General features: G+C 62.5%; 24 protein-coding genes. 14 read left to right on the top strand and 10 right to left on the bottom strand.

Annotated elements, in window-relative coordinates; genetic code table 11:
• Nucleotides 1-38: 38 nt before the first annotated feature.
• The gene (locus A7317_RS07015; RefSeq protein ID WP_024074037.1) at nt 39-926 is read right to left on the bottom strand and encodes a helix-turn-helix domain-containing protein; all 888 of its coding nucleotides are present in this window, start codon (nt 924-926) and stop codon (nt 39-41) included.
• 189 nt (nt 927-1,115) lie between these two features.
• Here A7317_RS07015 and pobA point away from each other — a divergent pair, with 189 nt between their 5' ends.
• Nucleotides 1,116-2,300, top strand: coding sequence for a 4-hydroxybenzoate 3-monooxygenase (pobA, locus tag A7317_RS07010; RefSeq protein ID WP_172831376.1), 1,185 nt, complete (start codon nt 1,116-1,118; stop codon nt 2,298-2,300).
• Between the two features lie 66 nt (nt 2,301-2,366).
• Nucleotides 2,367-3,884 carry an MDR family MFS transporter gene (locus A7317_RS07005; protein ID WP_069075446.1) on the top strand — a complete coding sequence of 506 codons (1,518 nt, stop codon included), beginning with the start codon at nt 2,367-2,369 and terminating at the stop codon, nt 3,882-3,884.
• Nucleotides 3,885-4,208: 324 nt separating this feature from the next.
• Here A7317_RS07005 and A7317_RS07000 read toward each other — a convergent pair whose 3' ends face one another.
• On the bottom strand, nt 4,209-5,048 hold the full coding sequence (locus A7317_RS07000) for a cache domain-containing protein (RefSeq protein ID WP_024074040.1): 840 nt from the start codon (nt 5,046-5,048) through the stop codon (nt 4,209-4,211).
• Nucleotides 5,049-5,098: 50 nt separating this feature from the next.
• Nucleotides 5,099-5,872 carry a transporter substrate-binding domain-containing protein gene (locus A7317_RS06995; RefSeq protein WP_024074041.1) on the bottom strand — a complete coding sequence of 258 codons (774 nt, stop codon included), beginning with the start codon at nt 5,870-5,872 and terminating at the stop codon, nt 5,099-5,101.
• A 491-nt stretch (nt 5,873-6,363) separates the two neighbouring features.
• Between A7317_RS06995 and A7317_RS06990 the strand changes: the two genes are divergently transcribed.
• From A7317_RS06990 to A7317_RS06970, 5 genes are all read left to right on the top strand, one after another.
• On the top strand, nt 6,364-7,734 hold the full coding sequence (locus tag A7317_RS06990; RefSeq protein ID WP_069075445.1) for a glutamine synthetase family protein: 1,371 nt from the start codon (nt 6,364-6,366) through the stop codon (nt 7,732-7,734).
• Nucleotides 7,735-7,835: 101 nt separating this feature from the next.
• Entirely contained in the window at nt 7,836-8,435 is a 600-nt protein-coding gene (locus A7317_RS06985; RefSeq protein ID WP_024074043.1) for a class I SAM-dependent methyltransferase, read from the top strand.
• Between the two features lie 122 nt (nt 8,436-8,557).
• On the top strand, nt 8,558-9,691 hold the full coding sequence (gene rnd / locus A7317_RS06980; protein WP_069075444.1) for a ribonuclease D: 1,134 nt from the start codon (nt 8,558-8,560) through the stop codon (nt 9,689-9,691).
• Nucleotides 9,688-9,981, top strand: coding sequence for a YcgL domain-containing protein (locus A7317_RS06975; RefSeq protein WP_024074045.1), 294 nt, complete (start codon nt 9,688-9,690; stop codon nt 9,979-9,981). Before rnd ends, A7317_RS06975 begins: the two co-directional genes overlap by 4 nt.
• Nucleotides 9,982-10,088: 107 nt before the next feature.
• The gene (locus A7317_RS06970) at nt 10,089-11,021 is read left to right on the top strand and encodes a D-2-hydroxyacid dehydrogenase (RefSeq protein ID WP_069075443.1); all 933 of its coding nucleotides are present in this window, start codon (nt 10,089-10,091) and stop codon (nt 11,019-11,021) included.
• Between the two features lie 48 nt (nt 11,022-11,069).
• Here the strand turns inward: A7317_RS06970 and A7317_RS06965 are convergent, their stop codons facing one another.
• Nucleotides 11,070-11,663 (bottom strand): nitroreductase family protein, encoded by a 594-nt coding sequence (locus A7317_RS06965; RefSeq protein ID WP_069075442.1) that lies wholly within the window; start codon nt 11,661-11,663, stop codon nt 11,070-11,072.
• A 289-nt stretch (nt 11,664-11,952) separates the two neighbouring features.
• On the opposite strand from A7317_RS06965, the gene A7317_RS06960 reads away from it, so the two are divergent.
• Complete coding sequence (locus tag A7317_RS06960) at nt 11,953-12,402, top strand: YcgN family cysteine cluster protein (protein WP_024074048.1); 450 nt, start codon at nt 11,953-11,955, stop codon at nt 12,400-12,402.
• Nucleotides 12,403-12,415: 13 nt separating this feature from the next.
• Nucleotides 12,416-13,636, top strand: a complete 1,221-nt coding sequence (locus A7317_RS06955) for a hypothetical protein (protein WP_069075441.1) — start codon at nt 12,416-12,418, stop codon at nt 13,634-13,636.
• An 86-nt stretch (nt 13,637-13,722) separates the two neighbouring features.
• Here the strand turns inward: A7317_RS06955 and A7317_RS06950 are convergent, their stop codons facing one another.
• The 3 genes from A7317_RS06950 to A7317_RS06940 form a co-directional block, all read right to left on the bottom strand.
• Nucleotides 13,723-14,073 carry a YgaP family membrane protein gene (locus tag A7317_RS06950; RefSeq protein ID WP_024074050.1) on the bottom strand — a complete coding sequence of 117 codons (351 nt, stop codon included), beginning with the start codon at nt 14,071-14,073 and terminating at the stop codon, nt 13,723-13,725.
• Between the two features lie 68 nt (nt 14,074-14,141).
• Nucleotides 14,142-14,609, bottom strand: coding sequence for an RNA methyltransferase (locus tag A7317_RS06945; RefSeq protein ID WP_003210674.1), 468 nt, complete (start codon nt 14,607-14,609; stop codon nt 14,142-14,144).
• A gap of 293 nt (nt 14,610-14,902) precedes the next feature.
• Entirely contained in the window at nt 14,903-15,277 is a 375-nt protein-coding gene (locus A7317_RS06940; RefSeq protein ID WP_003210675.1) for a YajD family HNH nuclease, read from the bottom strand.
• Between the two features lie 151 nt (nt 15,278-15,428).
• Between A7317_RS06940 and A7317_RS06935 the strand changes: the two genes are divergently transcribed.
• Nucleotides 15,429-16,349, top strand: a complete 921-nt coding sequence (locus A7317_RS06935) for a ParB/Srx family N-terminal domain-containing protein (RefSeq protein ID WP_069075440.1) — start codon at nt 15,429-15,431, stop codon at nt 16,347-16,349.
• A 71-nt stretch (nt 16,350-16,420) separates the two neighbouring features.
• On the opposite strand, the gene A7317_RS06930 is transcribed toward A7317_RS06935, so the two are convergent.
• Nucleotides 16,421-17,107, bottom strand: coding sequence for a spermidine synthase (locus A7317_RS06930; protein WP_024074052.1), 687 nt, complete (start codon nt 17,105-17,107; stop codon nt 16,421-16,423).
• A gap of 78 nt (nt 17,108-17,185) precedes the next feature.
• Between A7317_RS06930 and A7317_RS06925 the strand changes: the two genes are divergently transcribed.
• Entirely contained in the window at nt 17,186-17,464 is a 279-nt protein-coding gene (locus A7317_RS06925; RefSeq protein WP_041160864.1) for a hypothetical protein, read from the top strand.
• Here A7317_RS06925 and A7317_RS06920 read toward each other — a convergent pair.
• On the bottom strand, nt 17,461-17,934 hold the full coding sequence (locus A7317_RS06920) for a cyclic nucleotide-binding domain-containing protein (protein ID WP_024074054.1): 474 nt from the start codon (nt 17,932-17,934) through the stop codon (nt 17,461-17,463). The genes A7317_RS06925 and A7317_RS06920 overlap by 4 nt on opposite strands.
• A 66-nt stretch (nt 17,935-18,000) precedes the next feature.
• Nucleotides 18,001-20,055, bottom strand: a complete 2,055-nt coding sequence (locus A7317_RS06915) for a S9 family peptidase (RefSeq protein ID WP_069075439.1) — start codon at nt 20,053-20,055, stop codon at nt 18,001-18,003.
• Nucleotides 20,056-20,076: 21 nt separating this feature from the next.
• Here A7317_RS06915 and A7317_RS06910 point away from each other — a divergent pair, with 21 nt between their 5' ends.
• Genes A7317_RS06910 through A7317_RS06900 form a run of 3 tightly spaced genes read left to right on the top strand, consistent with a single transcriptional unit; the run spans nt 20,077 to nt 21,974 of the window.
• Nucleotides 20,077-20,613 (top strand): hypothetical protein, encoded by a 537-nt coding sequence (locus A7317_RS06910; protein WP_024074056.1) that lies wholly within the window; start codon nt 20,077-20,079, stop codon nt 20,611-20,613.
• A gap of 30 nt (nt 20,614-20,643) precedes the next feature.
• Complete coding sequence (locus A7317_RS06905; RefSeq protein WP_024074057.1) at nt 20,644-21,420, top strand: class II glutamine amidotransferase; 777 nt, start codon at nt 20,644-20,646, stop codon at nt 21,418-21,420.
• An 11-nt stretch (nt 21,421-21,431) separates the two neighbouring features.
• Nucleotides 21,432-21,974: a DUF2937 family protein gene (locus A7317_RS06900; protein ID WP_024074058.1), complete on the top strand. Its 543-nt coding sequence runs from the start codon at nt 21,432-21,434 to the stop codon at nt 21,972-21,974.
• The last annotated feature ends 33 nt before the right edge of the window (nt 21,975-22,007 follow it).

Raw genomic sequence — 22,007 nt, 5'->3', positions numbered from 1 at the left:
GCTTCGCGCCCCCAGCGTAAGCGAGCCAGCTGCCAGCGTCAGGTGTGTGCCGTTTCGGACTTGAGCTGCTCGCGAAACGCCTTGGGCGAAAACCCGACACGCCGGCGAAACAGCCGGGAGAAGTTGGTCGGGTCGGAAAAACCCAATACCTCCGACATCTCATTGATCGTCATGCTGGTGTAGGTCAACAGGCGCTTGGCCTCCAGCAATTGGCGGTCATGCATGATCTGCAACGCGGGCTGCCCGCCCAATTCCCGACAGGTGCCGTTCAAGTGTGAGACCGATATCCCCAGCTTGTGAGCCAGGTCTTCGATCTTCGGGTGCTCGCGGTAGTGCTGCTCCACCAACTGGGTAAAGCGCCGAAAGTATTCACGCCCCCGTGGTGCCCGTGGGTGGCGGCGCTGGATGGCCTGGCGACTGATCCATACCAGCAGCACGCTGACCAGGGCGTGCATCATCATGTCCCGGGCCGGTTGTTCATCGGCATATTCGTCCTGCAGGCGGGCGAACAGGTTGTTGAGGTAGTCGCTGTCCTCGCTGGCCGGGTAATTGCCCAGGATCTGCAAGCCGTCCACCGCCGCGCCCAGTTGCGCTTGCAGGTGGCTGACCAGCGGCGCCGCCAAAGTCACCACGTAACCTTTCACGTCTTCGGCAAAGCGAAACCCATGCACACACAGCGGTGGCAGCACCTGCAAGGTCGCTTCGTTGAGCGTGGTGCGCTGGCCTTCGATTTCCAGTTGCGCCTGGCCTTGGTGCACGTACAGCAACTGGCACAGATCCGCATGCCGGTGGGGCTGGATTTCCCACTGGTATTCCCGACTGCGCCGAGAAATGGTTTCGCAGTGCAACAAATCAGGCGTCGGCCATTGCTGGCTTTCCCCGTAAAGCTTGAAGACCGGAATCGCGGAACTGGCAGGTTTGGTCATGGTTTCAATCCGATACTCAGGATAGTGGTTCGGTAATCGCACCGATTGGCAAAAAGCGCAGACTTTGACGCAGTTTTCACCTTCTTATAGCGGGCACTCAAGTGAAAAATGTTCGCAGCAAGACCAATGACAACTCTTTCACCTGATCCGTTCGGGTGAAGCTGGCGGGCCATAAAAATAATGAAAACGTTGAAAACCCAAGTCGCCATTATTGGCGCCGGTCCCTCCGGACTGCTACTCGGTCAACTGCTGCATAACGCCGGTATCCAAACCCTCATCCTTGAGCGCCAGAGCGCCGATTATGTGCAGGGCCGCATCCGTGCGGGGGTGCTGGAACAAGGTATGGTCGACCTGCTGCGCGAGGCGGGTGTGAGCCAGCGAATGGACGCCGAAGGGTTGGTCCATGATGGCTTCGAACTGGCGCTTGATGGCCAGCTTACCCACATCGACCTCAAGGCGCTCACCGGCGGCCAGTCGGTGATGATCTACGGCCAGACCGAAGTCACCCGCGACCTGATGGAAGCGCGTGCCGCTGGCGGTGCCATCACCCTCTACGAAGCCCGTGACGTCCAGCCCCATGACCTCAAAAGTGATCGACCCTGGCTGACCTTCGAGCATCAGGGCGAGACGTTCCGCCTGGAGTGCGATTACATCGCCGGGTGCGATGGCTACCATGGCATCGCCCGCCAATCGATCCCGGCCGAATCGTTGAAGGTGTTCGAGCGGGTCTATCCCTTTGGCTGGCTGGGTATCCTGGCCGATACGCCGCCGGTACATGCTGAACTGGTGTACGCCAAGCATCCACGCGGCTTTGCCCTGTGCAGCATGCGCTCACCGACGCGTAGCCGGTATTACCTGCAAGTGCCCGCCGACGAGCCCCTGGGTGAATGGTCGGACGAGCGTTTCTGGGATGAACTCAAGACCCGCCTGCCCAGTCACCTGGCCGAGCAGTTGGTGACCGGGCCATCGATCGAGAAAAGTATCGCGCCGCTGCGCAGTTTCGTGGTGGAACCGATGCAATACGGACGCCTGTTCTTGCTCGGGGACGCGGCCCATATCGTGCCGCCCACCGGGGCCAAGGGCCTGAACCTGGCGGCGAGCGATGTGAGCACGCTGTATCGCATTTTGCTCAAGGTGTATGGCGAGGGGCGGGTGGAGTTGCTGGAAAACTACTCGGCAATCTGCCTGCGGCGGGTGTGGAAGGCCGAGCGGTTTTCCTGGTGGATGACCTCCATGCTGCATCAGTTTCCCGAGGCGGACGGGTTCAGCCAGCGCATTGCCGAGAGCGAGCTGGCCTACTTCAGCAGTTCACAAGCCGGTCGCAGAACCATCGCCGAAAATTACGTCGGACTTCCTTACGAAGCTATCGAATAGCCTGCTATCGTATCCAGCATTCCCGCGGGCCGCCTTTTCCCGCGGGGCTTGCTCGAAGGTTCTGCCGTGACCCAGCTCAATCAGCCCGCTCCCTCCGTTCCCGCCGTGCGCAGTGTTCTCGTCTCGTTGATGATGGCGATTTTCCTCGGTGCCCTGGACCAGACCATTGTCGCCGTGTCCATGCCGGCCATCTCCGCGCGGTTCCACGACGTTGACCTGCTGGCCTGGGTGATTTCCGGCTACATGGTGGCAATGACCGTGGCGGTGCCGATCTACGGCAAGCTCGGCGACCTGTACGGGCGTCGGCCGATGATGCTGATCGGCATGGGGTTGTTCACGCTGGCGTCGCTGTTCTGCGGCATGGCGCAAAGCATGGAGCAACTGGTGCTGGCGCGGATTCTCCAGGGCATTGGCGCCGGCGGGATGATTTCGGTGAGCCAGGCGATCATCGGCGACATCATCCCGCCACGCGAGCGCGGGCGCTACCAGGGCTATTTCAGCAGCATGTACGCGGTGGCCAGCGTGGCCGGGCCGGTGTTGGGCGGCTACATGACGGAGTACCTGTCGTGGCGTTGGGTGTTCCTGATCAACCTGCCCTTGGGCGCCGGCGCCTGGTACGTGGCCCATCGCACCCTGGTGGGGCTGCCGTCGCCGCAACGCAAGCCGATCATCGATTACCTTGGCACCGTGCTGATGATCATCGGCTTGACCGCGTTGTTGCTGGGCATCACCGAAATCGGCCAAGGCCATCCGTGGCGCGATGATGATGTGCTGGGGTTGCTGGCGTGTGCACTGCTGGCGTTGAGCGTGTTTGTCTGGCATGAGCGCCGCGCGCCAGAGCCATTGCTGCCGATGCACCTGTTTGCCAACCGCAGCGCGGTGCTGTGCTGGTGCACGATTTTCTTCACCAGCTTCCAGGCCATTTCCCTGACGGTGCTGATGCCGCTGCGGTTCCAGACGGTGACCGGTTCCGGTGCTGACAGCGCGGCCCTGCACTTGCTGCCGCTGGCGATCGGCTTACCGATAGGCGCCTACTGTGCCGGGCGCATGACCTCGGTGACCGGCCGCTATAAACCGATGATCGTCAGCGGCGCGTTGCTGAGCCCCTTGGCGATTCTCGGCATGGCTTTCAGCGCGCCCCAGGCGGTGGGGGTGACAGCGCTGTTCATGCTGTTGTGCGGGATCGCCGGGGGCATGCAGTTCCCCACCTCGTTGGTGGGGGCGCAGAACTCGGTGGAACAGCATGATATCGGTGTTGCCACCAGCACCACCAACCTGTTCCGTTCCCTGGGAGGCGCGGTGGGGGTGGCCTGCATGTCGGCGCTGTTGCTGGCGCTGCTGCAGGACTCGAGCTTCGCTCACCTGGCCAGTGGCGCGCTGATGGTCGAGGGCAGCTCCGGCAACGTGCTGCTCGATGGCCTGAACGCCGCTCCAGGCCCGGCGCAGGATGCCCTGCGCGGCGACTTGGCCGTGACGTTTCGGCATTTGCTGATGGTCAGTGCGGCGGTGTCGCTGCTGGGGTTGGCGGCGGCGATTGCGATGCCGAACCGGGTGTTGCGTGGTCGTGAAGACAAGGCTAAATGACTGACGGGGCGTGGTTAAAAGGGTGGGAGCTGGTAAGTCAGTTCTTATTAAGACTTAAAAGTTTTCCCTGAACGGCCGGATTTTTGTGGTGAGTGGGTTGTTGTGGCCAGCGGGCTTGTTGTGGCGAGCGGGCTTGCCCCGCGTTGGGCTGCGCAGCAGCCCCAAAACCAACCACCCCGGCAATATCTGATACACCGCATTCTGCTGTATTGGGGCTGCTTCGCAGCCCAACGCGGGGCAAGCCCGCTCGCCACAACAAGCCCGCTTGCCACAGCCACAGGGGGCAAGCGGGACTTCTTACAGCGAATCGCATTCCAAGTCCCCTCAGGGGCTGTAGTAACCCACCGCCACCATGAAATGCCCGGTCTTGCGCACATACGCATGCTTGTGTTCGACCTTATTGGTCACCGGATTCTTCCAGCGGTATTTGTATTCACCCTGGCCCTGCTCCGCCATCATCTTCAGGATCGGCTCGCCCACCGGCTTGCCATCCGGGTCCTTGATCTTGCTGAAGTCGGTGTTGATCAGTCGCAGGTTGGTGCCATGGGCGACATAACGCTGGGTGTTCAGGTCCACGACGAACACGTAGAGATCATCTTGCAGGAAGCCACCCTGCAACGAGTTGATCGCCTTGAGCGTGCCGGCTTCATCCTTGACCAGCGCCGTCACTGCCTTGTCCCGCAGGGCCCGGGCCTGTTCCGGCGTGGCCCGCGGCAGGTAGTAACCCACCGCCACGATGCGTTCGCCCACGCGTTGGTAAAACACGTGCTTGTGCTCGACCTTGCCGTCGTTCCAGTTCTGCCAGCGGTAGTCGGCCTGCTGGATACCCTGGCCTTCCGGCACCTTGAGCGCGTCCTTGAACGACTGGCGCAAATCCGGCCCCAGCACCTCGGACACATCGCGACCGATCAAGGCCGAGGAGGGCCCGCCGCTGGCCAGCAATACGCCTTGGGTGTCGACCACGAACACGTAGCGGTCATGGTCGACAAACTCACCCTGGCGGCTGAAGGCTGCGAAGGCCTTGTCGCCATTGCTCTGGTAGTAAGCCAAGGCTTTTTCCAGCAGGGCCTTGGCGGCATGCGCGTCTTCATCCTGAGTGGTGGTGGCGTGCACCTGGCTCATACCCAACAGCAGCAGCCAGGTGATGCGCAGCAGTCCCTTCATGACCCATCCCTCATTCTTATTGATGTGACCACAGCTTAGACGGCTGTGGCTCAGGGCGCCGCCAGCCATTGATTGACGATGCCATCGTAGACCCCGGTGGCCACGCTCAGGTGCAACCACTGGTCGACGTAACTCTTCCACGCCACATCATCGCGGGGCAGCAGGAAGGCTTTCTCGCTGTACTGCATCTGCCGCTCGGGGTTGACCGCGCACAGTCCGGGCTTGAGCTTCTGCTGGTAACGCGCTTCGCTGGCGTCGGTGATCATCACGTCAGCCTTGCCCGCGAGCAGTTCGTCGAAGATCGTCACGTTGTCATGCAGGCGTATCTGCGCCTGGCCCAGGTGGGCGCGGGCGAACACTTCGTTGGTGCCGCCTGCCGGTTCGATCACCCTGACCTGGGGTTGGTTGATCTGCTCGACGGTCTGGTAGCGCTGCACGTCCGCGCAGCGCACCAGCGGAATCTTGCCGTCTACGCCGAGCGCCTGGCTGAAGAAGGCCTTTTTCTGGCGTTCCAGCGACACCGAAATGCCACCCACGGCGATGTCGCAACGTTGGGCGAGGAAGTCCGGCATCAAGGTTTTCCAGGTGGTAGGCACCCACTTGATCTGCGCATTGAGGCTCTTGGCCAGGGATTCGGCCATGGCGATATCAATGCCTTCATACCCGCCATCGGCACGCAATGAGGTGTAGGGCTTGTAGTCGCCGGTGGTGCAGACGGTCAGCGTGCCGCGCTGGAGCACGTCGTCGAGGCGCGAGGAGGGGGTGTCGGCCAGGGCGCTGGTCGTCACGCTTGCCAGTACACACAGGGCTAGAGAAGCTTTCATGCGATCTTTGTCCTCGGGGGCGTTTTTTTGTAGGCGCGAGCTGGCTCGCGAAGAACTCAAGGGCGCTGAGTTTAGCCTGGCTACTGGCGTGATCGTTAACGACCTTCGCGGGCAAGCTCGCTCTTCCAGGGCGACGCGCAGCAGGGGGGCGAATGTTTAGCCAACGCGCAACCAAACTCCGTCAAGCCTGAATTTAACCGCCTGTGCAGGCATGTGACGCTGCCGGGCATCTCCCTCACTGTGATTCACCCATGGACGGTTCCCCCGACACTTACCTCGAGACCTTGCCTGGCGCGTGTGCGCCGAGCGGTCCGACCGATGTCGAGGCGTTACCCTCCGAACTGGCTTTCTGGGCCCTGTTCCACTGCCGACATGCGCGCCCACCAGATACCCCTCTCCTACGCTGACCCTCCCCATGGATGACGCACATGTGTGCGCATCTGCCCGGCGGCGCCCGTGCGCCTGCCTGACGCAACCGTATGAGAAACCCCATGAGTGTGTTTGCCTGCCTGCACGAAGCCCAGTCTTTCCTTGAACAGCATCCGGACATCGAGATGTTCGAGCTGTTTATCCTCGACAACAACGGTGTGCCGCGCGGCAAGTTATTGCATCGCGACGAACTGCTGGCGGTGTATGAAAGCGGTCGCCCGTTGCCCAGCACGATCCTGGGCCTGACCATCAACGGCGATGACGTGGAAAATTCCGGCCTGGTGTGGGACGTCGGCGATATCGACTGTCGCGCCTACCCGATCAGCGGCAGTCTGCAACCCATGCCCTGGCGTCTGATTCCCACGGCGGCGGTGCAAGTCAGCATGCACCCCACCGAAGGTTTGCCCGCGACCGTGGCCGACCCCCGGCATTTGCTGGCCAGGGTGATCGACGGGCTCAAGGCCGACGGCTACTACCCGGTGATGGCCGCAGAGCTGGAGTTCTACCTGCTCGACCAGAAACCCGACAGCCACGGCCGCCCGCAGCCTGCACGGGATGTGGATGGCGGTCGGCCGCGCTCGACCCAGGTCTACGGCCTGCGCGAGCTGGAGCAGATCGAACCGTTTCTGGCCGACCTCTACAGCGCTTGCAAGCTGCAAGGCATTCCGGCACGCACGGCGATTTCCGAATACGCCCCGGGCCAGGTGGAGATCACCCTGGAGCATCGCTACGACGCCCTGCAAGCGATGGACGAGGCGGTGCGCTACAAACGCCTGGTCAAGGGCGTGGCCCATCAGCACGGCATGACGGCCTGCTTCATGGCCAAGCCATTCGACGACCTGGCGGGCACCGGCATGCACATGCACGTCAGCCTGGCCGACGCCGACGGCAACAACCTGTTCGCCAGCGATGCCGCCGACGGTACGCCGCTGCTGCGCCACGCCGTGGGCGGCATGCTCAGCACCTTGCTCGATTCGCTGCTGATGTTTTGCCCCAACGCCAACTCCTATCGCCGCTTCCAGACCAACAGCTATGCCCCCCTGGCCGCCACCTGGGGCGTGGATAACCGCACCGTCAGCCTGCGCGTCCCCGGCGGCCCGGCTCACTCCCGGCATATCGAACACCGCATTTGCGGCGCCGACGCCAACCCCTACCTGGCCGCTGCCGCGATCCTGGCTGGCATTCACCGTGGCCTCCGCGAACAACGCGACCCCGGCGCCCCGGTGGAAGGCAACGGCTACGCCCAGGCCCAGGAATTGCTACCCACCGACTGGCTCACCACCCTGCGCGCACTCGAAGGCTCAAGCTGGGCCCAGGAGGCGTTTGGCCGTGAGTTTCTGGGGGTGTACCTGGCGGTGAAGCGCGCCGAGTACCGGCAGTTCATGGGGGAGGTGGGAGAGCAGGATTGGCGCTGGTATCTGCATCAGGCCTGACCGGATTGACGGTAGTGGCGCCTTCGACCTTTTTTTCACGTTGCGATGGGTAAGCTGCGAATCAAGGTCGTTCACTACTGTTTCACTCATATGAGCCTGTGATGTCGTCACAACCCCTTTCTTCGATCGAGATTGAATACGCCGAACGCTGCGACCGTGAGCATGCCAGGGTCTGCGGCGACACGCGCCCGCCCGGGCTGCGTCGGCGCCTGGCATCATGGCGCGACCAGTGGTTGGTGCGCCAGGCGCTGAAAGTCGCTGGCGAGCCCGGCCTGATCCTTGACCTGGCCTGTGGCTCGGGGCGGTTCTGGCCGGTGCTGGCCGAGCACGTCAACCGGGTGATCCTGGCTTCGGACAACTCCCAGGGCATGCTCGACCATGCCTGCACCCATCACCCGGCGTCGTTGCTCAAGCGGGTCAAGACCTTCCAGGGTTCGGCGTTTTCCATCGGGTTGTCGGCAAATGCGGTGGATTGCATTTTCTGCCTGGAATTGTTTCGCCATGTACCCAACAGCGAAGCGCGCCTGGCATTGCTGAGCGAGTTTCATCGGGTCAGTCGCGATACGGTGATCGTGTCAGTGGCCTCCCGTGACCGTGTGGAGGGCGAGTTCCGCGAGGCCGGCTTTAAAGTCCTGAGCTACCAGGAGTTCCTGCCGGGCTCAAGCCTGTGGCGGGTCTACGTACTGCGCAAGAAAGGATAATTCGATTCTGTCGGACTATTCTTCACGTCCTGTCGGAGTTTTCATGGTTGCGTGTGCACTGCGGGTGCTCGCAAGTCCCCTTCGCGATATATACTGCGCGCCATTCTTCAAGGGAGAGCCGTGTGGCCATCGATATTCACTGGATCTGCGACAACGATAGCCTCGGCCAGCATTGCGCCGAATGGCAGCAGTTGCCATTCGTCGCCCTCGACACCGAATTCATGCGGGTCGATACCTTTTATCCCATTGCCGGGCTGATCCAGATTGGCGATGGCCAGCGTGCTTACCTGATCGACCCCCTGACCATCGACAATTGGCAACCCCTGGCGGCCTTGCTGGAAAACCCGGCGGTGATCAAGGTGGTCCACGCGTGCAGCGAAGACCTGGAAGTGTTGCTGCGCCTGACCGGCAGCCTGCCGGTGCCGTTGTTCGACACCCAATTGGCCGCGGCGTACCTGAACCTCGGGTTCTCCATGGGCTATTCGCGCCTGGTGCAAGCCGTGCTCGACATCGACCTGCCCAAGGGCGAGACCCGCTCGGACTGGCTGCAACGCCCCTTGTCCGAGACCCAGGTGAGCTACGCCGCCGAAGACGCGGTGCACCTGGCCGAGGTCTACATCCGCCTGCGCCCGCAACTGTCGGATGACAAATACGCCTGGGTCCTGGAAGACGGCGCCGAGCTGGTGGCCAACCTGCGCCGCGAAGTCGACCCGTACGAGGTGTACCGCGAGGCCAAGCTGGCGTGGAAATTGTCCCGTGCCCAACTCGCCGTATTGCGCGAGCTGTGTGCCTGGCGCGAGCAGCAAGCGCGTGCCCGCGACCTGCCACGCAACCGCATCATCCGCGAACACTCGTTGTGGCCCCTGGCCAAATCCCAGCCGGATAACCTCGCCGCGCTGGGCAAAATCGAAGACATGCACCCGCGCACCGTGCGTCAGGACGGCCAGTTCCTGCTGGACCTGATCAAGCGTGCCGGCAGCGTGCCCATGGACCAATGGCCGCCCGCCGTGGCTGAACCGCTGCCGGTGGACGCCGCCACGCTGATCAAGGAACTGCGCGCCCTCGGCCAGGCGTTCGCCGAGCGCCTGGACATGGCGCCGGAACTGATGCTGCGCAAGAAAACCCTCGAAGCCCTGGTCAAAAGTGGCTACCCCGATGGGCCTTATAAACTGCCAGACTCGCTGCGTGGCTGGCGCCGCGAGTTGATGGGCCAGGCGCTGCTCGACAGCCTGGCCACTGCCGGAGAACAGCCTTGAAACGTATCTGCTCCATCTATCGCAGCTTGAAAAAAGACGGCATGTACCTCTACGTGCTGAAAAGCGACGCTCTGGAGCGCGTGCCGGAGCCGTTGATGGTTGCGTTCGGCAAGCCGCACCACGCCTTCGACATGGTGCTGACGCCGGAGCGCAAGCTGTCGCGCGAAGACATCATTGTCGTGCTGGAAAACCTCGACAAGCAGGGCTACCACCTGCAAATGCCGCCGGCCGAGGACGAGTACATCGAGCACTTGCCCGAAGAGCTGTTGCGACGCAACGATCCGATGTGATCGGTCAGTGCCCTGTCCAGGGCACCGTATTCAACGCAATCGTATGAGTGGGCGGTGGCCGTAGGGAAGCGGGCGGCCGTCTGCACTGTTTTTGAAAGGTTTGAACCATGCGTGTTCTGATTGCTGAACAGGATCACCCGCTCTACGCCCAGTTGCTGAGCGAAGCGGCCCCTGACCTTGAGGTGTTGACCAGCGGCGATTCGGCCGAACTGTCGCGCCTGGCCGCCGACTGCCCGGTGTGGCTGGGCCAGCCGGACCTGCTGGCGACCCTGCTGCGCCAAGGCCATCACCCGCAGTGGCTGCAGTCGACCTGGGCCGGCATTACGCCGCTGCTGGCCGATGGCTTGCCGCGCGACTATCGCCTGACCCGCGCCGTGGGCATTTTCGGCCAGGTCATGGCGGAGTTCGTCCTCACCTACATGCTCGGCCATGAACGCGAAGTGCTGGCGCGCCTGGTCAGCCAGGTCGAGCGCAAGTGGGACAACCGCATGGGCCAGAGCCTGGCGGGGCGCACGGCGCTGATCGTCGGCACCGGTGATATCGGCCAGCGCGTGGCCGAGTTCCTGGTGCCGTTTGGCGTCAAGCTGTACGGCGTCGCCAGCACCGCTCGGGAACAGGCGCCGTTTATCGAAGTGGCCGGGCCTGATCAGTTGGGCCGCCTGGTGGGGGAGGCGGATTATGTGATCAACCTGCTGCCCAACACGCCCAATACCCATGACCTCTACGACGCGGCACTGTTCAAGCAATTCAAGCCGACCGCTTTGTTTATCAATGTCGGGCGCGGTGTGGCCGTGGTCGATGCCGACCTGGTCGAGGCCTTGAAGGAAGGGCACCTGGCCGGCGCGGTCATCGACGTCTGCCGCCAGGAACCGCTGCCGCAACGCCACCCGTTCTGGACCGCCTGGGGCCTGCTGTTGACCGGGCACAGCTCGGCGCCAACCTCGCCACGGATGATGGTGGATCTGTTCGTGCAGAACGTGCGCGCGTATCAGACCAAGCAGGCCTTGCGCGGCGAAGTGGATTTCGAGCGCGGTTACTGACCTGACGCGGGAAAGAATGTGGGAGGGGGCAAGCCCCCTCCCACAGTTTCAGAGGCTGAAGTCACCTTCCGATACCAGCTCGCTCAACGGCTTGCGCGGGCTCGGCACTTCACGGCCTTGCAGGTACTCAGGCAGGGTCGACTTGTCGCCCAGCTTGCCCACGGCTACCGCCGCATGCAGTGCGTAACCCTCAGGAATCTTCAGCTCTCTGCGGGTCAGCTCCTGATCGAAGCCGGCCATGCCGTGGGTGTACCAGCCGCTGAGGCTGGCTTGCAGCGCCAGGTGGCCCCAGGCCGAGCCGGTGTCGAAGGTGTGCCACAGCGCTGGGGTTTCTTCCGTGGCGCCGGGGGCGATGAAGTCGGTCTTTGAGGCGATGATCACCAGGGCCGACGCATGTTGTGCCCAGCCACGGTTGAATTCGTTCAGCAGGCCGAGGAAACGCTCCCAGTCCGGCGTGTCACGACGCGCATAGAGAAAGCGCCATGGCTGCGAGTTGTAGGCCGACGGCGCCCAGCGGGCGGCTTCGAAGAAACTCAGCAAGGTTTCCTGCGGGATGCTTTCACCGGTAAAGGCGCGCGGCGACCAGCGTTCGGTGAACTGGGTGTGGATCGGGTAATCGGCAACGCGTGGGTTTGTGCTCATGAACAGTTCCTGACGACGATGATGGGGTACGGTTGGACAGGCAGGCGCAGATTCAAAAAAACGGCGCACCGATGCGCTCGGCGAAGGTTTTTTCAAGGCTCCATAGGGCATCGGGGCAATGCGGTCACGCATTTATGGCTCACGACACGGGGCCTTTGCGGCCCACAAAGCTACTGCGATGAATAGTCGCTGACAAGTCTTGCAACACCGCCAGTCGTAAGCGCTTGGCCGCGGGGGCCATGGGCACTAGACTGGCGGCCTTTTCACATTCCGATACTGATGTAGAGCCATGGCCGCCAAAGTCGAACCCTTCTGGATACGCAAAACCCTTGAGCAGCTCGACCAAGAGGAGTGGGAGTCGTTGTGCGACGGCTGTGGCCTGTGCTGCCTGCAAAAGCTTGAGGACGAAGACGACAACAGCGTCTATTACACGCGCATCGCCTGCAAACTGCTGGACCTGAAAACCTGCCAGTGCACCGACTATCCCAACCGCCGCGACTCGGTGCCTGACTGCATCCAGCTCACCCCGGGCCAGGCTGACCAGTTCAAATGGTTGCCGCCCACCTGCGGCTATCGCCTGGTCAGCGAGCGCAAGGACCTGCCGCTGTGGCACCACCTGGTCTGCGGCGACCGCGACGCCGTGCACCACGAACGCATTTCCCAGTCGGGGCGCATGCTCAGCGAAGGCAGCGTGCCCGAAGATGACTGGGAGGATTACCTGATCTTCCGCGCCGGCTGAAAAAGGAGTGTGTATGACCGTGGGAACCAAGCTGGCGACAAGCCTGGTGTTGCTGACGCTGAGCATGCCGGCGTGGTGCGCGAAGAAAGTCGACCTGGATTATCACGTCAAGCTGCTGCCCCTGAGCGATCAGGCCGAAGTCCGCGTGAGCCTGTCCCAGGGTTCGGCGGTGCGCAGCCTGAACTTCGACCTGGGCCATGACGGCGACTACAGCGACTTCAAGGCCGATGGGCAATGGAAAGTCAGTGGCCACCGTGGCGTGTGGCAGCCCAGCGCCGACAAGGCCAGCCTGACCTACCGCGTACGCCTCACCCACGCACGCAAGCCGGGCCTGTATGACACACGGATGACGCCGAGCTGGGCGCTGTTTCGCGGTGAAGACCTGGTGCCCACTGCACGGCTTGACCAGCAGGATGGCGTCGAGCTGGTGTCGCGCCTGGCGTTCGAGCTGCCGGCCGGCTGGAAGAGCGTCGAAACCGCCTGGCCGCGCATTGGCAAGAACAAGTTCCGCATTGACAACGTTTCACGCCTGTTCGACCGCCCCACTGGCTGGATGCTCGCCGGCAACCTGGGCAGCCGCCGTGTGCGCCTGGGCGAAACCGAAGTCACAGTGGCCTCGCCCAAGGGCCAGGCCATGCGCCGCATGGATGTGCTGACGCTGCTGACCTTCGTCTGGCCGCAAGTGGAAGCCGCCTTTCCACGCCATCCCGCCAAGCTCCTGGTGGTCGGCGCCGGCGACCCGATGCGCCGGGGTGTGTTCTCTTCGCGCGACTCGATCTACCTCAACAGCCGCACGCCGTTGGTCAGCGAGAATGGCAGCAGCCCGTTGATCCGCGAAGTGGTGCAGGCGATTGGCCGTTTCAACGACCATGACACCAGTGACTGGATCAGCGAAGGCCTGGGAGAGTACTACGCCATTGAACTGGTGCGCCGTGCCGGAGGCATCACCGATGAACGGTATGCGGCGATACAGGCCAGGCTGGCCAAGGAAGGCAAGGACGTCACCAGCCTGCGCGGCGAGCACGTCAGCGGAGCGATTGTGGCGCGGGCCGTGGTGGTGATGCAGGAGCTGGACCGCGAGATCCGCGTGAAAACCCACAACAAGCGTTCCCTCGATGACCTGGCCCAGGCGGTGATGCGTGCGAACAGCATCACTACCGCGGAGTTTGTGCAGTTGGCCGAGAGCATCATCGGCGAATCGTCGGTGGTGCTCGACAGCAAGTTGTTACGCTGAAATCCGAGCCATGCACCAAGCAACATGTGGGAGGGGGCAAGCCCCTCCCATATTTATTTGGATCCCCACCATACCGAAGGCTTGGATCACCCAGCGGTCTTTGTAGCCTTCTCAGCCGCCACTTCGGCCTTGGTCTTGAGGTTTTTCAGCTCTGCACCGGCGCGTTCGATCTTGGTGCGTACGCTGTTCATTTCCTGGCGACCTTGTTCCAGCTTGTCCTTGAGCGTGCTGTGTCCGGTAAAACCACGGGTCAGTGCCACACCCCCAATGGCCACCTGAATCAGCCCGAAAATCCCGCCACGACGCAGGCCTTTGCCAACCATTATCACGCCACCCGCCACCGAGCCGATGCGTTCCCAGCCATGCACGTTCTGTGTGGGGCGGGTTTCAAAAGGGGTGTGTTCGATGATGGGTCGCAGGGATTTGCTGTCGCTCATGATCTGTCTCCAACAAGGGCTAGTGATATGCAGCTGACTGTTTGCAGGCGGCGGATGTTCCCGAAAAATCAGTACTTGGGCCCCGAGCGGGTGTTATTGCCCTTGGCCAGGCGGTCGTAGAGCACCACGTTAACAGTGGCGGCGAGGTTCATGCAGCCGGTGGTCGGGATGTAGATCACGTCTTCGCACCAGTCGCGAATCTCTTTATCCAGCGAGCCGTCTTCCGGGCCGAAGATATACAGCGCGCGGTCTGGGTGGGTGTATTCGGGCAGCGGGCGGGCGCCCTCCACCAGCTCGACGGCGACGGGGATGCAACCGAGCGGCAGGATCTTCTTCAGATCATCGATACCGATCAACGGAATGTCGTGGTGGACCTTCTTGGTGTCGGTGATGAAATCCCGGGCGCGCTCGTAACGCTTGCCGGTGTAGAACACCGAGGCCACGCCGTAGCAGCCGGCGGCACGCATCACCGAGCCGACGTTTTCGGGGGATTTTGGGTTATACAGACCGATGCAGCTGTAGCGTTTATTGCCCACGGGGAAGGGTGCCTTGGATAAAAGCGGCGATTATACGGGCAATGGCGACGACTTTGGGCCGAGCAGGCTTTCTGTGGTGAGCAGGCCTACTGTGGTGAGCAGGTTTGTTGTGGCGAGCGGGCTTGCCCCGCGTTGGGCTGCGCAGCAGCCCCAATAAAGCAAAATGCGGTGTATCAGATATTGCAGGAGCGGCTGGTTTTGGGGCTGCTGCGCAGCCCAACGCGGGGCAAGCCCGCTCGCCACAAATAGATAGCGCTGTGCCCGCCACAACAAGCCTGCTCACCACAAGGATTTCAGTCGTCTTTCTTCATCAACCCCGCCAACGCCGCAAACGGGTTGTGCGTGGCCTTGGCAATCGTCGGGCTGCTGGTGGAGCCTTCGCCGAAGTACTGCTGGTCGGTGTAGCGCGAGTGTTCGTTGTCGTGGCAATACAGGCAGAGCAGTTCCCAGTTGGAGCCGTCCTGGGGATTGTCATCATGATTGTGGTTACGGTGGTGTACGGTCAGTTCACTCAAGCGTTTGCCGGCGAACTCACGGGCGCAACGGCCGCACACGTGGGGGTACATTTTCAGGGCTTTGTCGCGGTAGCCCATTTCCCGGTCGCGTTGGGCATCGGCAAGGATGCGGTCCAGCTTGGCGGTGTGGGAGGGCGGGTTGGTCGAGCTCATCATGGCTCCTGGCTGTTTGGTGGGTCACGGATAGCGTTGATTCTAGCCGCTTGCGGGGCAAATGACCGCTGGCTTTTTCAGCAACCGTACAGCCTGGCGCCGGCGATCGTTTGTAGTATCGGTTCACTCAATTCATAAGGATCTGAAACCTATGCGTTTACCTACATGGACAGTTGCACTTCTACTCTGCGCCCTCACGGCGCAAGCCCAGGCGTTCTCCACGCCCAAGCCCGGCCAGGTGATCGAGGTGGCCCTCGACCAGTTGCACCCCACCCAGGCCGTGGTGGGGTTCGACCAGATCTACTACAGCCTGGGGCTGTTTGCCGACAAGCCCGCCAAGGTCTTCGATGAGTACTGCGAAACCAATGGCCAGGGCGAGGCCGACAAGGTGCCCGGCAAGGCTGACCTGCACCAGCCCGACAGCTTCACCTGCAAGGACCCGGTGGGCACCCATCCCGAGGACATGAAAACCGTGGTGGTCGGCCCAGCCGGGCAGCTGTACCTGACCGACGGTCACCACAGTTTCACCACCTTGTGGGAAGTGCCCGGCGGCGGCCCGCGCTTGAAGATGTGGGTCAAGGTCACCGACGACTTCAGCAACAGCCCGAACATGGCGAGCTTCTGGCAGCGCATGGAAGCGGCCCGCAAGGTCTGGCTCAAGGACAACCAAGGCCAGACCCTGCCACCGGAGCAACTGCCGGCGCACCTGGGGTTCAAGAACCTGCAGGACGACACCTTCCGCAGCCTGGTGTATTTCACCCGCAAGGCCGCCTATGGCAAGCCGGATGCTGGGGAGATCGCGCCGGAGTTCCTGGAGTTCTATTGGGGTAACTGGCTGCGCACGCAGGTGGACCTGGGCCAGTACAACCTGAACAAGAAAGGCGGCTACAAGGATGCCATCGAAGCGGTGGCCAAGCGCATGGTCAGCCTGGCGCCGGGTTCACAGGTGGGGGATAGCGGCTTTACCGCCCATCAACTGGGCGGCATGCCCCAGTTGGACCGCGATGAGCTGGAGAAGACCTTCGACAAAAAAGTGCCGTATGTGATCGATTACCGCAAATCCCACCACTGATCGGGGATCAAAAATGTGGGAGGGGGCAAGCCCCCTCCCACATTGGATTTTCAGCGTTTGGTTAATGGTGCTCAGCCCTTGAGCTTTTCCGCAATCCAGATGGTGTGCCGGGTGCCCTTGTTGCCATGGGCGAACACCTGCACTTCCTCGGCCTTGAAACCGGCCTTGCGCAGTTTGTCGCTGAACAGCTTGTCGGCACTGGCCGACCATACGGCCAACACGCCCTTGGGCCGCAGGGCCTTGGCGCAGGCCGCCAAGCCACCGGCGGAGTAAAGCCAGCTGTTGGCTTTTTGCGTGAGGCCTTCGGGGCCGTTGTCCACATCGAGCATGATCGCGTCAAAGCCCTGGGGCTCGGCCTGCAGCACCTTGGCCACGTCTTCCAGGCGAATCAGCGTGCGCGGGTCGAGCAGCGGGCGCCCGGCTTTTTCCCCCAAGGGCCCGCGGTTCCACTCCACGACGCCCGGCACCAGTTCAGCCACCACCACCTCGGCGGTCTTGCCCAAATGCTTGAGCGCCGACGCCAGGGTGAAGCCCATGCCCAGGCCGCCAATCAATACCCGCGAACCGGGGCGGCCGGCGACTTTGCGGCAGGGAATTTCCGCCAGGGCGTCTTCGGAACCGTGCATGCGCGTGTTCATCAACTGGCCGCCGTCACCGCCCTGGATCTTGATGACAAAATCTTCACCGTACTCGAACAGGCACAAGGCACCGCCGTTATCGGGGATCGGGGTGGTGTCGAGCAGAACGAAACGTTTCATGGAAATCTCATTGGGAAGGGCATTCTTGCGCGGTTGGGAGTAGCCTTACGACATTCCGGTCAGGCCATGGAGCCATCGATGAAGTGCAGCATTCTAACGGTCATTGTGTTGAGCGCGCTCGCATTGGGTGCGGCGCAGGCTCAGGAGTTACAAACCGTACCGGTCGCGCCAGCGCCAACCCCAGGCGCACCGGGCACCCCGACGCCGACGTTGTACCCGCAAGTCACCCCGCCGGCCGTGCCCAAGACCAACGGCTCCCCCGCCTTGGCGCCGATCGTATTGCCGACGCCGCCGAAGGACCAGACGGTGCCCGGCTTGCAGCAGAATGACAGCAAGCCGAAGTCGCCCGGCGGTTAAAACTGTTGGGACAGTAATTGCCCATCAGCCATGCGCAGGCGCTTGGACAACGCGATGGCGATTGCGCGGATGATCTTTGCCGCCACACGGGGCGTTTCATTGAGCATCTTTTCCAGGGCGTCCTTGCCCAGGCTCAACAAGACGCAGTCGCTGGCGGCCACGCAGCTGGCGGAACGTCGCTCGCCGTCGAGCACCGCCATTTCACCGAAGGCCCGGCCACTGCGCAGGGTGGCGATGGTCAGGCGTTGGCCATTGTGGTTGGTTTTCTGTACCGCCACCTGGCCACTGTGGAGGATGCACATGAAGGTGCCAGCATCGCCCTCGAGGAAAATCACCTCGCCCTCGGCAATGCTGCTGATATTGAAGTAGCCGGCGGCGACGTGAAAGTCTTCCGGCAACAACGGGTCGAACAGGCCGCAGTCCATGAGCATGTCGCGGATTTCGGTGTTCATTAGCGTCGGTAGTGCCATGGCTGCAATCTTGGTCCATCAAAGGTGGCGGTCCTGTGTTCAGACAGGACCGCTCCGCGAAGTTCCTTACACCAGCCCCAGCACCTTGAATACAAATGCATATTCGAGTGCTACGTCACGAATTCCCTGGTAGCGACCGCTCATCCCGCCGTGGCCGGCGCCCAGTTCGGTCTTGAGCAGCAGCAGGTTGTCGGAGGTGGCGGTCGCCCGCAGCTTCGCCACCCACTTGGCCGCTTCCCAGTACTGCACGCGGCTGTCGTTGTAGCCAGCGATCACCAGCGTGGCCGGGTAGGCCTGGGCGCTGACGTTTTCGTACGGCGCGTAGGCCTTGATGCGTGCGTACACCTCGGGCTCCTCGGGGTTGCCCCACTCGTCGTACTCGGTGATGGTCAACGGCAGTTCCGGGTTGAGCATGGTATTGAGCACGTCGACGAACGGCACTTCGGCAATCGCCGCCTGGAACAGCTCGGGGCGTTGGTTGAGTACCGCGCCGATCAACAGGCCACCGGCACTGCCGCCGCTGATCACCAGTTGCTGGGCGGTGGTCAGGCCCTCGGCGATCAGGTGTTCGGCACAGGCAATAAAGTCGCTGAAGGTGTTCTGCTTATGTTCCTGCTTGCCGTTGCGATACCAGGCTTCACCCAGCTCGCCGCCGCCGCGCACATGGGCAATGGCGAACGCCACGCCACGGTCCAGCAGGCTCAGGCGGGCGTGGGAGAACCACGGGTCGAGGCTCTGGCCGTAGGCGCCGTAACCATACAGGTACAACGGCGTCGGCTTGCCGAGTTGGTCGCGCTTGACCACCAGGCTGATCGGCACCTGGGTGCCATCGGCGGAGGTGGCCCACAGGCGCCGGCTGACGTAGTCATCGGCGTTGAACACGCCGAGTACCGGGGTTTCCTTGAGCACCTGCTGCGCGCCGCTGGCCAGTTCCAACTGGCGGACCTGGGCCGGGCGGTTCAGGGCTTCATAGCGCAGGCGGATCTTGTCGCTGACGAATTCCAGGCTGTTCTGGACGTAGAGGCTGTAGGCGGCGTCGGGTAATTCCACGCGATAGGCCGGCACACCTTGGGGGTGCACTTCGATCACCGGCAGGCCGCCGATGCGCAGGCTCAGGGTCATGGCGTAGGCGTTCAGGCTGACGCCGTCGAGCATCACCTCGTCGCTGTGGGGGATCAGGTTCTGCCACTCATCCTCGGTTGGCACGTCGCCAATGTCGGTCGCCACAAACAGGGCGTAGTTGATGCCATCACGGTTGCTGCGGATAAACCAGGTCCACGCGCCATTCAGTTGGCCGTGGTCGACATCGTATTCATGGTCCTCGACCCGTGGTGCCAGGCAGGTGAAGTCCAGGTGCGGCTGGTTGGCGTCCAGGGCCCAGATTTCGCTGGTGGTCTTGCTGCCCAGGGCCAGCAGCAACTGGCGCTCTGAGCTGGAGCGGTAGCAGTGCAGGAAGAAACGCCCGTCGGGCTCATGGAACACTTCCTGCGCGGCCGTACCATCCAGGCGGTAGCGATACAGCTTATGTGGGCGGTGGGTGTCATCCAGCTCGCCGAAGAACAGGGTCAGGCTGTCATTGGCCCAGGTCATGCTGCCGTCGCAGTTGTCGAACGCCAGTTCGCTGACTTTGTCGGTGGCCAATTCCTTCACGTACAGGGTGTAGATCTCTTCGCCATTGGTGTCGAGGCTGTAGGCCAGGCGCTGGTGGTCGGGGCTGATGCTGAACGCGCCGAGGGAGAAGAAGCCACCGTTGGCCAGGGCGTTGGGGTCCAGCAGCAGCTCTTCGCTGCTGGCGTCCACCTGGTTGCTGTCGTCGGCCGGGCGGCGGCAGCGGTAGTGGCGGGCATATTCGTCACCGGCGGTGGTGCGTGTGTAGTACAGGTACGGGCCCCAAGGGGAGGGCAGCGACAGGTCGGTTTCGAGGATGCGCCCCTTGATCTCCTCGAACAGGGTTTCGCGCAGGGCCTGCTGGTCGGCGAGTTGGGCTTCCAGCCAGGCGTTTTCGGCCTTGAGGTAATCGAGCACTTCAGCGCTGTCACGCTCTTGCAGCCAGGCGTACGGGTCCTGGCCTGGGGCTTTGCGGGCAATCGGGGCGGCAGTGATGTGGGTCGATGAAGGCATGGATCACTCTCTGTCTGGCGGATGGTGGCAGCCATTGCAGCCGCGACACGCAAAAGCCGTTATCATAGCCGCCTGTTTGCCTACGTTGCCATGGACACCATGACCGAGAACGACTATCTGACCGCTTGGGGCCTTTACGCCTTCGCCGCTTTGGGCTGCCTGTTGGTGTGGTGGCGCATGACCCGCTGGATCTGGCGTTGGTTGCGCGAGCCGCTGCAATTGCTGATGGCGGTGCTGCTGTTCAGCCCGACCATCGTCGATCCGGTCAAGACCCAGTTCGCCCCGGCCGTGGCCATCACCGCCATGGACCTGGTGCTCAAGGTCGGCAATAACGCCTGGCGGGCTGTCTCCGATCTGTTCATGTACACGATGATCGCCTTTGGCGTGTATATCGTCATCGTGTTGATCCGTTGGCCCATCGAGCGTGCCGCCAAGGCCCGCCGTGAGCGCAAGGCCGCGGTCGATGCCGCCTTGGCTGCCGAGCCGGAAGACGAAGACGATGAACCGTTCCGTCGCCCGGCGCCGGTGAGCGGTATGCGGGTCGAACCGCGCCTTTAACGTAGTCCGCCCTGCAGCGAGAGCCCTGGCATGTGTGAATTATTGGGCATGAGTGCCAACGTCCCCACCGATATCGTATTCAGCTTTACCGGGCTGATGCAGCGCGGCGGGCGTACCGGGCCCCATCGCGACGGTTGGGGCATTGCCTTCTACGAAGGCCGTGGCCTGCGCCTGTTCCAGGACCCGGCCGCCAGCAGCGAATCGGAAGTCGCGCTGCTGGTGCAGCGTTATCCCATCAAGAGTGAAGTGGTGATCGGCCATATCCGCCAGGCCAACGTCGGCAAGGTGAGCCTGGCCAACACCCACCCGTTCGTGCGTGAACTGTGGGGGCGTAACTGGTGTTTCGCCCATAATGGCCAGTTGGCGGACTTCAACCCGCGCGCCACGTTCTACCGCCCGGTGGGTGATACCGATAGCGAGGCGGCGTTCTGCGACCTGCTTAACCGCGTACGCGAGGCATTCCCGGAGCCAGTCGATATTGAGCAGATGCTGCCGGACCTGATCGCCGCCTGCGCCGAATACCGCAGCAAAGGCGTGTTCAACTGCCTGCTCAGCGATGGCGACTGGTTGTTCTGCTACTGCTCGACCAAACTGGCGCAGATCACCCGGCGCGCCCCGTTTGGCCCGGCACGCCTGAAAGATGTCGACGTGATTGTCGATTTTCAGGCCGAAACCACCCCCAATGATGTGGTCACGGTGATTGCCACCGAGCCGCTGACCGACAACGAAAACTGGACCCGCTACGAACCGGGCCAATGGAGCCTGTGGCGACGCGGTGAATGCGTCAGCCAGGGCATTACCGAGTAGGGACATCGATTATGTTGCTCAGCTATTTGCGACTGGTGCTGTTTGCCATTGGCTTGTTGGTCGGTGTGCAAGTGCCGGGGTTTATCAACGACTACGCCAAGCGCGTCGAAGCCCACCTGATCGAGGCCCAGACCGGCCTGCGCGGGTTTGAGTCCACTGCGCAGCAGTTCTTCAATGGCGACCTGCAGGCCCTGGTGGCCCACTACCGCGCCAGCGACGACCCGGTGTTCCAGAGCGATGCCAAGAGCCTGGGGGCGATGCTCGATCGCCAGGTGGCGTTGGACAAGCAATTCCAGGCCATGCAAGGCCCGTGGTACATCCGCGCCCTGCAAGTGGCGGTGGCCGCCGACCCGGATATTCGCCTGGAAACCTGGAACGGCTACAGCTACCAGATCCTGCTGACCCCCGAGGCCATGGGCTGGGGCCTGGGTGGGGCGATGTTGCTGTCGTTTGGCCTGGAATGCCTGTTCCGCTTGATCGACTGGGTGGTGTTGGGCGGCAAGCGCCTGCGTCAGAGCCGGCCGATTGAAGAGCGGGACCTGAAAGGTCTCTAACCAACACCTGGGTCAATTGTGGGAGGGGGCTTG

It is taken from the genome of Pseudomonas fluorescens, from assembly GCF_001708445.1.
GTDB classification, from domain to species: domain Bacteria; phylum Pseudomonadota; class Gammaproteobacteria; order Pseudomonadales; family Pseudomonadaceae; genus Aquipseudomonas; species Aquipseudomonas gorinensis.
Note: the sequence above shows the minus strand (reverse complement) of the source record. Positions and strands in the feature narration are given on the sequence as shown.